At 44.5% G+C, this 12,934-nt stretch carries 17 protein-coding genes; 4 read left to right on the top strand and 13 right to left on the bottom strand.

The genetic code is table 11. The features are described 5' to 3' along the window. From ACXN9U_RS04765 to cgeC, 6 genes are all read right to left on the bottom strand, one after another. Positions 1-1,335: an aspartate aminotransferase family protein gene (locus ACXN9U_RS04765; RefSeq protein WP_060962532.1), complete on the bottom strand. Its 1,335-nt coding sequence runs from the start codon at positions 1,333-1,335 to the stop codon at positions 1-3. 231 nt (positions 1,336-1,566) lie between these two features. Further along, the gene (locus ACXN9U_RS04760) at positions 1,567-2,013 is read right to left on the bottom strand and encodes an AraC family transcriptional regulator (RefSeq protein WP_489202234.1); all 447 of its coding nucleotides are present in this window, start codon (positions 2,011-2,013) and stop codon (positions 1,567-1,569) included. A gap of 129 nt (positions 2,014-2,142) precedes the next feature. Then, a complete protein-coding gene (locus tag ACXN9U_RS04755) occupies positions 2,143-2,280 on the bottom strand; it encodes a YjcZ family sporulation protein (protein WP_047474574.1) in 138 nt (45 codons plus the stop codon). A 76-nt stretch (positions 2,281-2,356) separates the two neighbouring features. Continuing rightward, positions 2,357-3,136, bottom strand: a complete 780-nt coding sequence (locus tag ACXN9U_RS04750) for a GNAT family N-acetyltransferase (protein ID WP_060962530.1) — start codon at positions 3,134-3,136, stop codon at positions 2,357-2,359. A gap of 38 nt (positions 3,137-3,174) precedes the next feature. Continuing rightward, a complete protein-coding gene (locus ACXN9U_RS04745) occupies positions 3,175-4,446 on the bottom strand; it encodes a glycosyltransferase family 2 protein (protein ID WP_060962529.1) in 1,272 nt (423 codons plus the stop codon). Positions 4,447-4,509: 63 nt separating this feature from the next. Beyond that, complete coding sequence (gene cgeC, locus ACXN9U_RS04740; protein ID WP_060962528.1) at positions 4,510-4,809, bottom strand: spore maturation protein CgeC; 300 nt, start codon at positions 4,807-4,809, stop codon at positions 4,510-4,512. Between the two features lie 208 nt (positions 4,810-5,017). On the opposite strand from cgeC, the gene ACXN9U_RS04735 reads away from it, so the two are divergent. Both ACXN9U_RS04735 and ACXN9U_RS04730 read left to right on the top strand, forming a co-directional pair. Continuing rightward, on the top strand, positions 5,018-5,449 hold the full coding sequence (locus ACXN9U_RS04735) for a hypothetical protein (RefSeq protein ID WP_016936653.1): 432 nt from the start codon (positions 5,018-5,020) through the stop codon (positions 5,447-5,449). A 6-nt stretch (positions 5,450-5,455) separates the two neighbouring features. Continuing rightward, on the top strand, positions 5,456-6,412 hold the full coding sequence (locus tag ACXN9U_RS04730; RefSeq protein WP_045926146.1) for a CgeB family protein: 957 nt from the start codon (positions 5,456-5,458) through the stop codon (positions 6,410-6,412). A 49-nt stretch (positions 6,413-6,461) separates the two neighbouring features. Here ACXN9U_RS04730 and phyC read toward each other — a convergent pair whose 3' ends face one another. Further along, a complete protein-coding gene (gene phyC / locus ACXN9U_RS04725; RefSeq protein WP_489202233.1) occupies positions 6,462-7,613 on the bottom strand; it encodes a 3-phytase in 1,152 nt (383 codons plus the stop codon). Positions 7,614-7,932: 319 nt separating this feature from the next. On the opposite strand from phyC, the gene ACXN9U_RS04720 reads away from it, so the two are divergent. Beyond that, positions 7,933-8,958, top strand: a complete 1,026-nt coding sequence (locus tag ACXN9U_RS04720) for an SDR family NAD(P)-dependent oxidoreductase (protein WP_489202232.1) — start codon at positions 7,933-7,935, stop codon at positions 8,956-8,958. 41 nt (positions 8,959-8,999) lie between these two features. Here the strand turns inward: ACXN9U_RS04720 and msrB are convergent, their stop codons facing one another. Both msrB and msrA read right to left on the bottom strand, forming a co-directional pair. Continuing rightward, positions 9,000-9,434 (bottom strand): peptide-methionine (R)-S-oxide reductase MsrB, encoded by a 435-nt coding sequence (gene msrB, locus ACXN9U_RS04715; protein WP_060962507.1) that lies wholly within the window; start codon positions 9,432-9,434, stop codon positions 9,000-9,002. 1 nt (position 9,435) lies between these two features. Then, positions 9,436-9,969 (bottom strand): peptide-methionine (S)-S-oxide reductase MsrA, encoded by a 534-nt coding sequence (gene msrA, locus ACXN9U_RS04710; RefSeq protein WP_047474523.1) that lies wholly within the window; start codon positions 9,967-9,969, stop codon positions 9,436-9,438. A gap of 128 nt (positions 9,970-10,097) precedes the next feature. Between msrA and ACXN9U_RS04705 the strand changes: the two genes are divergently transcribed. Continuing rightward, positions 10,098-10,523 (top strand): MarR family transcriptional regulator, encoded by a 426-nt coding sequence (locus ACXN9U_RS04705; RefSeq protein WP_060962506.1) that lies wholly within the window; start codon positions 10,098-10,100, stop codon positions 10,521-10,523. 51 nt (positions 10,524-10,574) lie between these two features. On the opposite strand, the gene ACXN9U_RS04700 is transcribed toward ACXN9U_RS04705, so the two are convergent. The 4 genes from ACXN9U_RS04700 to ACXN9U_RS04685 form a co-directional block, all read right to left on the bottom strand. Continuing rightward, positions 10,575-11,138: a YpmS family protein gene (locus ACXN9U_RS04700; RefSeq protein WP_016936676.1), complete on the bottom strand. Its 564-nt coding sequence runs from the start codon at positions 11,136-11,138 to the stop codon at positions 10,575-10,577. Positions 11,139-11,147: 9 nt separating this feature from the next. Continuing rightward, a complete protein-coding gene (locus ACXN9U_RS04695; RefSeq protein WP_438420083.1) occupies positions 11,148-11,903 on the bottom strand; it encodes an SGNH/GDSL hydrolase family protein in 756 nt (251 codons plus the stop codon). A 77-nt stretch (positions 11,904-11,980) separates the two neighbouring features. Beyond that, the gene (locus ACXN9U_RS04690; protein ID WP_489202231.1) at positions 11,981-12,562 is read right to left on the bottom strand and encodes an SCO family protein; all 582 of its coding nucleotides are present in this window, start codon (positions 12,560-12,562) and stop codon (positions 11,981-11,983) included. Positions 12,563-12,660: 98 nt separating this feature from the next. Continuing rightward, positions 12,661-12,912 carry a DUF2535 family protein gene (locus ACXN9U_RS04685; RefSeq protein ID WP_016936679.1) on the bottom strand — a complete coding sequence of 84 codons (252 nt, stop codon included), beginning with the start codon at positions 12,910-12,912 and terminating at the stop codon, positions 12,661-12,663. Positions 12,913-12,934 lie beyond the last annotated feature (22 nt).

Below are 12,934 nucleotides of genomic sequence, written 5' to 3'. Positions count from 1 at the left end.
TCAATCCCTCTTCATCATTTTTTCTGCTGCTTCTTCTGCAGCTAGTGAAAATAGATCTGACAGTTCATCCAGCTCAGCATGGGAAGCCGTCAACGGCGGCGCGATGATGACGGCGTCTCCTTCGCCGCTGTCAATACCGGGCTTTGCAGGGTAAATCAGCAGCCCCCGTTTTTTTGCTTCTGTTATCATTTTTTCTGTAAACGCCTGTTTTTTCGGAAAAACTTCCTTTGTCGTTTTATCTTTGACGAACTCCACCCCGATCAGAAGGCCTTTTCCGCGGACATCCCCGATCACCCCGCTGCGCTCTTTGATTTGTTCTAATTTCCGCCTCAGTATTGCGCCTTTTTCCTCTGCCTGCTGAAGCAGCCCATGTTTCTTGACATAGCGAAGCACCTCAAGCGCCGCTCTTGCACAGTATGGATTGGCGCTGTACGTATGCCCGCTCATAATGGCCCCGGAGCCCCGCTTGATCGTTTCAATGATGTCATCAGAGGCAACGGCTGCCGCAATCGGAGCGTAACCGGCGCCTAACCCTTTTCCGAGCACCGCGATATCAGGCACGATTCCCCAATGCTCAGAAGCAAGCATCCGTCCTGTTCTTCCGAGCCCCGTCATGACTTCATCCGCGATAAACAAAATACGGTGCCTGCGGCAGACATCCTTAAGCGCTTCATAGTAGCCTGCCGGCGGAGTGATGGCAGCCCCGGCCGCTCCGACAATCGGTTCTGCGACAAAACCGGCGATAAATGAGGCGCCGATCCGTTTAACAGCCGTTTCCAGCTCCTCTGCCGCAGCTTTTACAAATTCCTCTCCCTGCAGCTCCGAACGGTACATATTCGGCGCTGAAACGGCAGGAAACCGTTCAAGCAGCTGGGTGAAACGGTATCTCCGTTCATAAAACCCCGATAATGAAAGCGCTCCCAAAGTAATTCCGTGGTAACTTCCCCATCTTGATAAAAAGACGGATTTTTGGTATTGGCCTTTTTCCTGCCAATATTGAACGGCCATTTTCATCGCTGTTTCAACTGCCTCTGAGCCGCTGTTTACAAAAAATGACCAATTCAGCCCGCCCGGCAGATGATCAGCCAGAAATAAAGCCAGCTCCTCTGCCGGCGCACTGGTGAATTGCGAGCGATACACAAACGAAACGGAGTCAAGCTGCTCTTTTAAAGCTTGTATAATATCCTCCGTCCCGTGGCCGATATTGCAAGTGACCGCACCCGATGCCCCGTCAAGATACTTGTTCCCCTCCAGATCATACACATATGATCCTTTTCCATGGCTGACTGTCGGATAGATCCCGTCAAGCTCCGGTTTGATTAAATAACTCCCCATATCTTTCCACCTCAAAAACCCATTTGCTTCATTGTATGAACAGATGAATAACAGCATTCTTATCCTTCAGAAAGTTTTTTTGTAGAAAATACCTTTTTGTAAAACAGGCTGCCGGAGATATCCCGACAGCCTGAAGAGCGTTCTCAGTTCTGCTATTTATCTGCTCAGCTCATCATCACAGCAATTTTGATCGGAATCGGCATAAGCAGAAGGCGAAAATTCCCGTCTTCTTTACTGTATGGGAACCAATATTTCACACAATTGATCATTCACCTTTTGTAAGGTGTACCTTTCGATAATGGGCTGATCTCTTACGATTAGATTATTTTTTTCGATCTCTGAAAAAACAGTTTTCCAAAATCCACTGACTGCCTCTTTCGTATGATCAAGCAAGAAAACAGCGTACCTGCCCCCGGAAAATGTGCCGATCCGAGCTGGTTCAGGCACATGATCTTGATGAATAACAGCACAAACATCATAGCGGCATTTCTCTTTAGACGTACGATTCGGATGATCTTGCGGAATTCCTAAAATGACAGAATGATCAAGCAGGCCATTCAATTGCGCCCAATTTTTAAAAGACTCCATAAGTTCTTTATTTTGCTTTCCGCCATACTCCCCGACGTTTCGGAAATAAGCAATTCTTGATTCAGGCAATTCTTCAATTGTTATTTTCACATTTTCGCCCCCTTCTTCAGAAAGGTAATATGTATTAAAATGTTTTTCAAGCTGACTTTGAACATAACAAAAAGCCTGCAGGAAGTGATGTTCTCTGCAGGCTGATTTTCATTATAGGATTTTTTCAGTCTAACAAATAAAAGCCGCACCGACGATGATTAATAAAATAAACAATACCACGATCAGCACGAATGTACTGGTTCCGCCTCCGCAGCCGCCGTATCCAAAGCCATAACCGCCGCATCCCCCATATCCGTATCCGTACATACGAATCACCCTTTCTTCTTACGATATACGGCATTGTATGCGGGCCAACTCCCAATTGTTTTATGCGAATGCCCATCTATGTAAGAAAATAATGAAAAATTGTATGCACACGCCGAAATCTTTTGAAGCCGAGTTTCTCATAAAAGCGGTTTACACCGTCCATCCCGGACGCCACAAGGTATACGGTTTCCATGCCGTTCAGCTTTGCCGCAGCCATCAGCTCGTTCATCAATATCGTTCCGTAGCCTTTCCGCTGAAATTGATCCAGAATGGCAACTTCTTCAATTTTAGCGGTTTTATCCGCTTTGTTGATGAAAAGCTCTCCGCAGCCGATCGGAATCGTTCTGGAGGCATCGCTGTAACACACAACAAGCAAAACCGTCCCGTCCTTATACAAAGGATATTTCCGCTCAAGCTTTTGTTCGGCCGCCGCCTCGCCAATGTAAAGGGCATCATAAATGTTCATAATAGATGACCCGTCAGCAAGACTTTTGTCCGTTCCCCAAGCGGTGAGAGGATGTCCGGCCTGCCGGTCCCCATTTTCCAGCTTCCTTGCGAAAAACAGTTCATCCTCCACTACGTATCCCTGCTTTACCAATGTTTGTTTCAGAAGAAGCGGAAATGTGTGCTCCGGTGCCGCTTTCACATGAATATAATTGGTTTGAAGCATGTTCGGAACAGACGCAAAAAACGGAAGCAGTCCGTCTAACGGAAATGTACGGTGCAGCTGAACAAAGTTATGTGAAAAAATCTGCGGCAGCAAAGGGTCTCTATACACACTGTAATGCTCGAACCTCTGCATGCCGGAAGTAAGCTCAATATATTGTTTCTCGGTTTTAGCAAATTGATCGGTCATAAAAGCTCTCCTTTTCCTTACACATCCAACTGCATCTCTCATCCTTTTGTTATATTGAGATTTCTTATAATTTCATCGTACATCGGATAGAACGGCTTTCCAATTGGTAATTGTTTAATTTGCTGAAAGGAAATGGGTAGCGCCTTCTGATTTGCAAAAAAGCGTTTCACTACATCCTGACTGATCGGATGGAGAACCCCTCTCAAATAAACATAAAATTCACGTTCAATGCGCAACAGCATTCTTCCGGGAAGATGCTGAACACAGCCCGATCTCTCCCATCTGATCGGCGGACCGTCCGGCAGCGCTTGGATTTCATCCCGTTCTAAAGCCAGGATGCCGGGGCGTTTAAATTGGTAAAAGCGAAAGGCGTTAAGATCAATCAGCCTTTTCGTCCCGTCTTCTACAAAATAGATATGACACTGATCCGTGACGAGCTGAAAATTCGGAATACCGGCAGTGTTCTCTTCCTCGTATTGAAATAAAAAAGGATCCGGAATGACGACGGCTCTTCCTTCATATAACGGTCGCCAGCGCTCATTGACAAGCTTTCTTTTATTCCGGTCAAGCTGATATACCTTCTGATCCGTCCCCTTTACAAAAGACCCGTCAACCAGCTCTGACGGAAGCGATTGATACGTGTTCTGGAATGAGTGGGGTGTTTTATAGGTCGTATCCAACACTTCTTTTATCGGCAGAAATGATGTAAATGTGTTGAGCCTGCTCCAAAAAACAGAGTCTCCGTGATTCCAATGCATGACATCTTCGTCCCAAAAACTGCCGTACTTCTCCTTCACACGCCGAAGCAATGACTTCCTGTGCATCACTGAACAGTGATCAACGAGAAAAGCAGCCTGGTCAAGCACGTCATCAGCAAAACGATAAAAGTGGAATTGCTCTGTTCCGCGCTCGTTTACATGCACCACCTTCTGACTGGAATAGACGGCATCAAATTCGGTGCATTGATTAAGCGTTTCCGCCATGCGGCTGAGTCTATCCGGATGATATACGGTGTCATCCGTCAGATAAGTGACGTATTCACCTTTAATCCGTGAAAGCGCATCATTAATCAAAACGGCATACCGGGTCGATTTCAGCCGTTCAGCCGGATTGATAAAACTGTTGTAATAGTATATGCGGTGATCTTTTATATACGTACTGATGGCCGCCGAGGTTTCTTCATTTGAATGATCATCCATTACAAACAGCTCCCAATTGCTGTAGGTCTGTTGCAACACACTTTCAATCGCCTGTTTCACGAGATCGGGTTTGTTGTAACTCGTTAAGATAATCGAGATCTTCTTTTCCATCCCATCACCCCTTCTGAACACATAAAAAACGGCTCCGAAAATGACAGAGCCTGATATCTGTTATTAAAAAGCACCCCAGCTGACGATGCTTGAAATCGCGACATTTGATCTCGTATTATTGAGAGGATTTTGAAAAACGGCCAAATCTGACAGCACTTCTTTGACAATCACGTTCTGCAATGTGCTGCCGTTAACCAGATTGACACGTGAAACAGGAACTCCAAGCTCTTTTGCCATCACAAGCTGACGCCGCAAATCTGATTGATCTCCGGACGGCTGCCGCGATACCAAAAGAAGAAGCAGCAGTAAAAGGTGAAATTCCTCATCAAAACCCCCGTGTTTTACAGTTTCGTCTGAATCCAAAATAATTCCTCTCCTTCTTTTTTTCATCTATACAACGTATGTCGCACGCTTGCAATCCGCATAGACAGATAAAGCCTGATTCTAAATTCAGCGGTTTTATTAAATATGAAAAAAATACGGCAAAACGGCATTCGACTTATACCAATCACATCAATCAGGAATATGAATAAACGTGAGGTTGAAATCGTTAAAGGAGGTGTATGATCCCATGAGCGAGGATCGTTTAGAGCTCAAAAAGAAGCTATTGAAAACTCTTTTGAACCCTATATTTGACAACAGCGCTTTATCTAGCGGCACAGATGGAGGAGATAACGTGGAAAACAATATAAAAGATTTATTAGAATCTGCAATTGATGCAAAAGTGGATGAAGCAGCTGCGCAAGACAGTCTCAGCGCTCAATCTGTTTTAGGAAGCGGCATTTCATTAGCGGCGAGATGGATTTTTGCGAGAGTTCAGCCCGGCACTGTTATCAGCATTGTGATGGATTCAGGAGACATGATCGGTCCGGTACAATTTGTTTTCTTTGACGAAGTTCACGGAATTGTTTATGTTACGCAGGAAAATTCCGTTACACCGGCAGGCTCTGCTACAACATTGCTTGATGTTGACAAAGTCGAAAGTGTCACCTTCACTTCGTAACAGCAGATGAACGTTCTATATATCCGTTCAGGATATAAAGGCATTTACACGTATTTTGACCGCTGGATCGAGGAAGGTTTTTTACAGTCTTCCGTCCGCTTTTTTTCTGTTTCTGAGCTTCAGGAAGATACAATCAGCAGCATACGGGCATTCAAACCTGACATCAGTCTGATGATGGCGGGCGACCGTATTCCGTCAGAATGGCTTCAATGGCTGAGAACAGAGCAGATTCCCGTCTATCTATGGCTGACGGAGGACCCTTTTTATTTTGATGTGAGCGCAAAAATCGCCCCGCTCGCCGATGCCGTTTTGACCATAGAACAAAACGCTCTTGATGCTTACCGGCAAATGGGCTTACAGCACGTATATTATGTCCCGATTCCCGTTAATCAGCGGATTTTTACGAAACAAGCGCCTGACGCTTCTCTTCACACCAATCTGCTTCTGATCGGATATCCGTATCCGAATCGTGTTGAACTCGTGAAAGCAGCGGCGAAGCTTCCGTATACGCTTCGTATCATCGGGAAGGGATGGCGCAGACATCTGCCTAAAACAATCGCCAGACAGAAAAATGTGCTCATAATGGATGAATGGATTGAACCTGAACATGCCGCATTGTATTACAACAGCGCAGACGTGGTCTTAAACCCGCACCGTTCTTACCGGTTTGCGCTCAATCAGAATGGACGCGGCATCCAAAATATCAGTTTAAATACGAGAAGCTTTGACATTGCGGCCTGTCAGACATTTCAGCTGACAGATCTATCTCCCGCGCCCCCTTTTTCATCCTTTGTTTCTTACAGCGGGCTTGCGGATTTTGCGGATAAGATCCATTTTTATATGACAAACCCAACTGAACGTGAACGAATTGCGGCGCTTAATTATCAAGAGACAGTGCCGGCTTACACGTATGACCAGCTTCCGGCCGTGCTTACGGCTATTCGCTCCGATACTTTCTCATGAAACGCTCTTCACATGAAAAAGCAGCTTATCCAAGCTGCTTTTTGTATGTTTATTTTCCGCTTCTGTCGGTCAGTTTTCGCGGGTCAACCTGTTTATTAACATGCGGGCGGAAGCCGATTTTATCAGCAATTCTTTCCCATGGCACTATTTTAAAATTTTGATTTGCCTTTTGGCCGTGATCTATATTTTCCCCATCCTGTGCGACAAAAAGACCGAACGGATATTTTGGCCCAAGCCCGAAGCCCAGAACGTCAATTCCGTCCGTATCGCTTGTGCCGTCTGTTTCAGGCCCGTCTGTAATGCGAAAATCCGCCACATATTTGTTCTGTCCTTGTCTGTCATAAATGGCATAGCTGCTGTTTCCCTGACTTGATGCCAGCAGATAGCCTTTCCCGTCAGCAGCGTAGTAAATCGTCAATCCTTCAATGTCAGGCGTTAAATGCCTGCCGTCGGCTCGGTCGATAACCGTTCCGTTACTGCCGCCGTGCGGTTCGGCGCTGAACTTCCAAATGGCTTCATCTTCTTCCGCGATATAAAGACTGCCGTATTCATCGTCTGCTGCCATCCCTTCCGTCTGAGAATTCATTTTAAATGCCCTTACCTTCTTGCCGGATATGTATCCATTTTTGTCCGCCTTTAATTCATATTGCTCAAATTCGCCCTCTTTTCCTGTCACCATCGCGTAATATTTTCCCGTTTTTTGACTGTGGTACAAGCTGAAACCGTATACTTCATCAATTGCTGATGCAATTGGATTTTTTGGATCTGTAATGCTTTGCAATGTGCCGTTCTTTCCGTCAATGGCGTAGATCTCAACTGTATTTTTCCCTTCAGACCGGTTGGATGCTGCCGCAATATCAACTTTTTTTCCGTTCAACTGAAAATCATAGCGGATATCAACATTGTTCAGTTTCCCGGTATTATAGGAATGAAGCATCTTACCATCAAGGCTGTAAACGACTAAGCCTGATTTTTTATTGGTCGTAATCAATTTGCTGTTCTGAGGAGTTTTGGGGTCCAGCCAAATCGCAGGATCGTCCGCCGCATCACCGGCTGTATCAACAGGTTCCGTTTCCGCCGCCGCATTGACGGTAAAATGATAAGGATCAGACAGCTTATGCTTGGCCTGAGAAGAAACGGCACCGCATGTGAGCATCAGTCCGGCGGCCGCGGTTAACAAAAGTGTTTTTGAATGATTCATTTTACTTCCTCCTTTTTTTAAACCTGCACTTCAATTGTAAAATACATACAGAATCATCAGTGTTAAGTTTTTGTGAAAATTGTAAGAAAGTGAAAATTCGTGGTGAGAGAAGAAAAAAAGATGAGAGCAGAATTATAAGTGAATATTTAGTACAATGATTTGTTAGTAATTCTTTTTCTATTAATCGGATCAAGCGAAATGAAAGCGCATCAGATTAATGATTTTCTCTAATTTTTGATTTATTGGTTGCTTTCATTAACTCGCTGAAATTGTTCAACATATGATGCATGGTAGAGAAACGAGAGTTGGAGGATAAGCCATGCCTAAACAGCAAGCAGTAGAGCTAAAACCATTTTTTCACGATAAAACTGTTCTCGTCACCGGCGGGACAGGGTCAATCGGAAGCCAAATTGTTAAACGCCTTTTGCTCTTAACGCCTAAAGAAGTCATTGTATTCAGCAAAGATGACAGCAAACAATATGTGATGAAACAAAAATACGCGGATGAACAAAGACTGTCATTTGTGCTCGGCGATGTACGTGACTACAGAAGAGTAAACCAAGTGATGAAAGGTGTTGATATTGTCTTTCACGCCGCTGCGCTGAAGCAGGTTCCGACTTGTGAGGATCATCCGTTTGAAGCCATTCAAACCAACCTTATCGGCGGACAAAATGTCGCAGAAGCCGCTTTGCTGCAAGAGGTGGCGCATGTGATTAATATCAGTACCGATAAAGCCGTTTCTCCGGTAAACACAATGGGAGCTACGAAGCTGTTGTCCGAGAAGCTGTTTCATCAGGCAAATCATCATGTTCAAAACCGCGGTACGGTGTTTTGTTCGGTCCGCTTCGGCAATGTCCTCGGTTCACGCGGTTCTGTTATTCCTATATTATTTGAACAGATGATGGATGGCGGCCCGCTCACCATTACAGATAAAAATATGACGAGGTTTTTTATGTCGATTGATGACGCAGCAATGCTTACCCTGCAATCTGCAGCGATTACAAAGGGCGGAGAAACGTTTATTTTTAAAATGGAGTCCCTGAGGCTTGAAGAACTGCTTCACGGGTTTGAGGAATATGCGACCCGGCACGGACTGCCTCGCCCCGCCGCTGTTGAAGTAGGAAAACGCCCCGGGGAGAAACTTCACGAAGAACTGACCTCTCCTCATGAAACGGAATCTTTATATGAATGGGGCAATCTTTACGCGGTATTGCCGGACCCCGCCAAACACCCTGAATTCCGGAAGGTCAATCTCCCCAGATATCAATCCGATCAAGCGCCGCTCATCACAACAGACACAGTCGTAAAGATTATTGAACGATTACATGAAGAAAAAAAAGCATAGAAAAAAGGCCTGTCTAAATCGGCAGGCCTCATTGCTGAGCTCTATTTCTCAAATAAATGCTGATAGGTTTCATAGCCTTCTTCCTTCAGCTTGTCCTTCGGAATAAAACGGAGTGCCGCAGAGTTAATGCAATAACGGAGACCGGTCGGCCCCGGGCCGTCATTAAATACGTGGCCCAAGTGGGAGTCCGCTGTTTTGCTTCTCACTTCCGTCCGGATCATCCCGTGGCTTGTATCCAGTTTTTCGTCAACCTCTTCTTCCTCAATCGGTTTGGTAAAACTCGGCCAGCCGCAATGAGAATCGAATTTATCCAAAGAAGTAAACAGGGGTTTTCCTGAGATGATATCAACATAAAGCCCCTCTTCTTTGTGATCCCAAAATTCATTTTGAAATGGCGGCTCTGTTCCGTTGTTTTGCGTGACTTCGTATTGCATGCGGTTTAATGATTTGATTTTTTCTTCTTTATTTAGAGCCATCCTATCTGTCCCTCCAATGTTCATCCAGAAATCCTTGACGTCCGGAGCCTACACGGTAGCGCCCGTAGTGATCAGGATTTTTCTTATAAAAATGCTGATGATAACCTTCCGCTTCATAAAAAGGCTCAGCCTTTAAAATGTCTGTCACGATCGGCTTTTTAAAAATGCCGCTGTCTTCAAGCTGTTTTTTTGAGGCTTCAGCAATCTCTTTTTGTTCATCATTATGGTAATAAATCGCCGCCCGATATGAACTTCCGCGGTCCGCAAACTGGCCGCCTGCGTCAGTCGGGTCGATCTGCTGCCAAAACAGCTCAACAAGCTTTTCATACGGGAAAATGTCTGGTTGAAATGTGATTTGAACGGCTTCCCTGTGGCCGGTCGTTTCACTGCACACTTCTTCGTAAGTCGGATTCTCAGTATGGCCTCCTGTATAACCGGACACCACTCTTTCAATTCCGGGCTGTTCGTCAAACGGCTTCACCATGCACCAAAAACAGCCGCCTGCAAATGTGGCGATTTCTTTTTTTTCTGACATACGGGTGCCCTCCTTTGTTCATACGTGGTATTATTATATTATAGCATGTATAAACAGAATAAAAATAATTCTGCTTTCAGGGGAAGCTAAATGAATGCCGCGCTGACTACATATTGGAGGTTCATGTTTTGAAAGTAAGAACACAAATGATGTATGATATGGAAGCTTTGCTTCGAAAAGTGTTTAAACAAATCAGAAATGAAGTTAATGAAATTCTAGATAAAGAGCTGTCCAGGAACGAATTCACCATTTTGTGGATTCTCAGTGAACAAGGACCTAAAAAAGTAACGGAATTCGCTCCCATTCTTGAGGTCTCCGCAAGCCACATTACCGCAGTGACTGACGCTTTAGTAGAAAAGGAATGGATTACCCGCATCCGTTCTAAAGAGGACAGACGAATTATCAGAATCCATATTACGGAAGACGGGGAGAAAATTGTCGATCATTTCAACCAGAAAAAAACAGAATACTTTTTTAAACGGTTTGACTGCTACTCTGATGAAGAGCTTGCAACGTTAATCAAACTGTTCAGCAAGCTGGATAAAAAACGCTGAAACGTAAAAAACACAAATCCCAGAAAGGATCTGTGTTTTTTTTATGAAAACTTATTGCTTCGGATGATAATAGGAAAATTCAATTTCATCCGTGTCGAGATTGATTTTATCAGCCTTAACATACATACCGTTGTCTAATGGCATTTCCGACAGACGGACCTCAATGCTTTTATCACTTGGATGAACGTGCACAAATGACGGCAGTTCGTAAAAGCTGTCCATATAATTCAGCACAAAGCTGATCGGAAGGCTTAATTCACCTAATGAAAACTTCGTCACTTTCAGAACCACATCTCCGTTCTTTTGTACGGACGGTTCAAATGTGACAACCGCATTAATAGATGTTGAGAACGCCTTGATTTTACCGGCTACGTGCACGTCGTTATTGATGTCCACTTTGTAGTCAAGCTGATTCGATGCCTTCTCTTTTAAGTACGAATTCACAAACCTGGCAAGTGATTCTTTGGAGCTGGTAATGTGAAAGCCGTACTCGCTTTTTGTCTCATCTTGTATTTTCGCCTGTTCTCCCGGCATAACCATCAATGTCACGATGACCGCGGCGGCAATCACATTGAGTGCAAGAAGAATAAAAAACAGCGATTTCCATTTCTTCATCATTTCACCCTATTCTGCTGGTAACCCTTGTTTTTCAATAGTGCCGTACAATCGATCGGCGATGAGTGTATACCCTTTTGCATTCGGATGAAAATCATCATCCTTTGAAATCCGGCTGCTGCCGCTTTTTTGACTGAACAAGTCTTCAACATTCACCGCAGCGGCGTGAGGATCTTTTTTCAGCTCTTTTGCGGCGATCTGGTTCCAATCAGTCACAACCCCGTTAATCTCTTTTAACTCAGGCAGCGTAAATGTGAACGGATTGTACATGCTGACATACACCAGCTCAGCGTTTTGATTGTATTTGCGTATTTTTGAAATGATCGCCTTGAACCGTTTTTCAAAAGGTTTCTCTTCCTTTTGGAACGGCTGAACCGTCAGCTGCATAACGTTCTGGCGGAGCACCTTCATTAAATCATTACCGCCGATGGTAAAAAAGATATAGTCGGCGCCCTTCAATGATTTCTGCACTTTTTTATCATCAAGCTTTTTAAGCAGGTCAGACGTCTTGTCGCCCTGCACCGCATAATTTTTAATATCTACCGTTTTCACATGTCCCTTTTTCTTGAGGGAATCCGCCACCTTGCCGACGTATCCTGAACCGTCAGAATCTCCTACTCCTTCAGTTAATGAATCTCCGACCGCAGCTATGACAATATGATCTTTCGTTTTCGGTTCTTCAGCATCAGAACCGGTGCGCTGGACAGAACAAGCTGATAAAAGCAAGGCCAGTCCGGCGATCAATGAGAACATTCGCAGCTTCAATCTGGTTGCTCCTTCCACGTCTACTAGTGGAAAGTGTAACATGTTTTTTCAGATTTGAAAATGTCTAATCTGCCAGTTTACTTGAGCTCCTCAGCCGCTTTGACATCTGAGAGGATGTCATCATACGGAACTTTCTGCACGCCGTCATAATCTTTAAGCACCTTGCCGTCAGGTCCGACTAAATAAAAAGAAGTTTTATGTATAACCTGATCTTCCCCCTTCGGCTTGTTGACAATTGCTTTAAAGCTGTTGAGCGCAAAATCTTCAATGTCCTTTTGACTGTAACCGGTCAGAAAATCCCAGTTGCGAAGTGAGAGCGGATATTTGGAAGCAAATGCTTTCAGCTGTTTAGGCGTATCATTTTCAGGATCTACACTGAACGACACAATCCGCACATCCGGGTTCTCAGCCTTCAGTCTTTTTTGCAGTTCAGTCATATGGGCTGTCATCGGCGGACAGACAGAATTACAATTTGTAAACATAAAATCCGCAATCCAGACATGCCCCTTCAGGCTTTTCAGTGACACTGTTTTTCCGTCTTGGTTCTGATATGAAAACGGCTCAATCTGATAGTTCAGCGGGTCTTTTATCGTCTTCCCCCCGCAGGCGCACAAGAGCAGCAAACAGGTGACGGCAGCGAAGCTTTTCATTTTTTTCATTTCCATTCCCCCCATGGATAAAACGCTTACAGCATTCATCATAAAAAAATCCCCGCACCCTCCCTTATCAAAAGGAGGGCGCTAAGGAATGCGCGCCGTCATGCGTTATGTTTCAATATCTCTTGGTTGAAAACGGCCTCGTAATCTTTCCACTTCATACGGCGCTTAACATATTGTCGGAATGAATACACTGTTCTCACACTTCGTGAAGCAAAAACTTCTCTCAAATAAAGCTCAAGGTGCCGATGAATTTGAAAAAAATAATGTTCACCTTTCGTGACAACCGGTATTTCTGTCACTTTCACCTGAATCCCGTCCTGTCGTTTGAACTCTAGGCTTTTGAGTAACAAGATATCAATCCTTCTTTTTCGA

The sequence above is a fragment of the Bacillus sp. BACIII genome, from assembly GCF_057836745.1.
The sequence above is the reverse complement of the archived record's forward strand: the minus strand, read 5'-3'. Positions and strand labels throughout refer to the sequence as shown.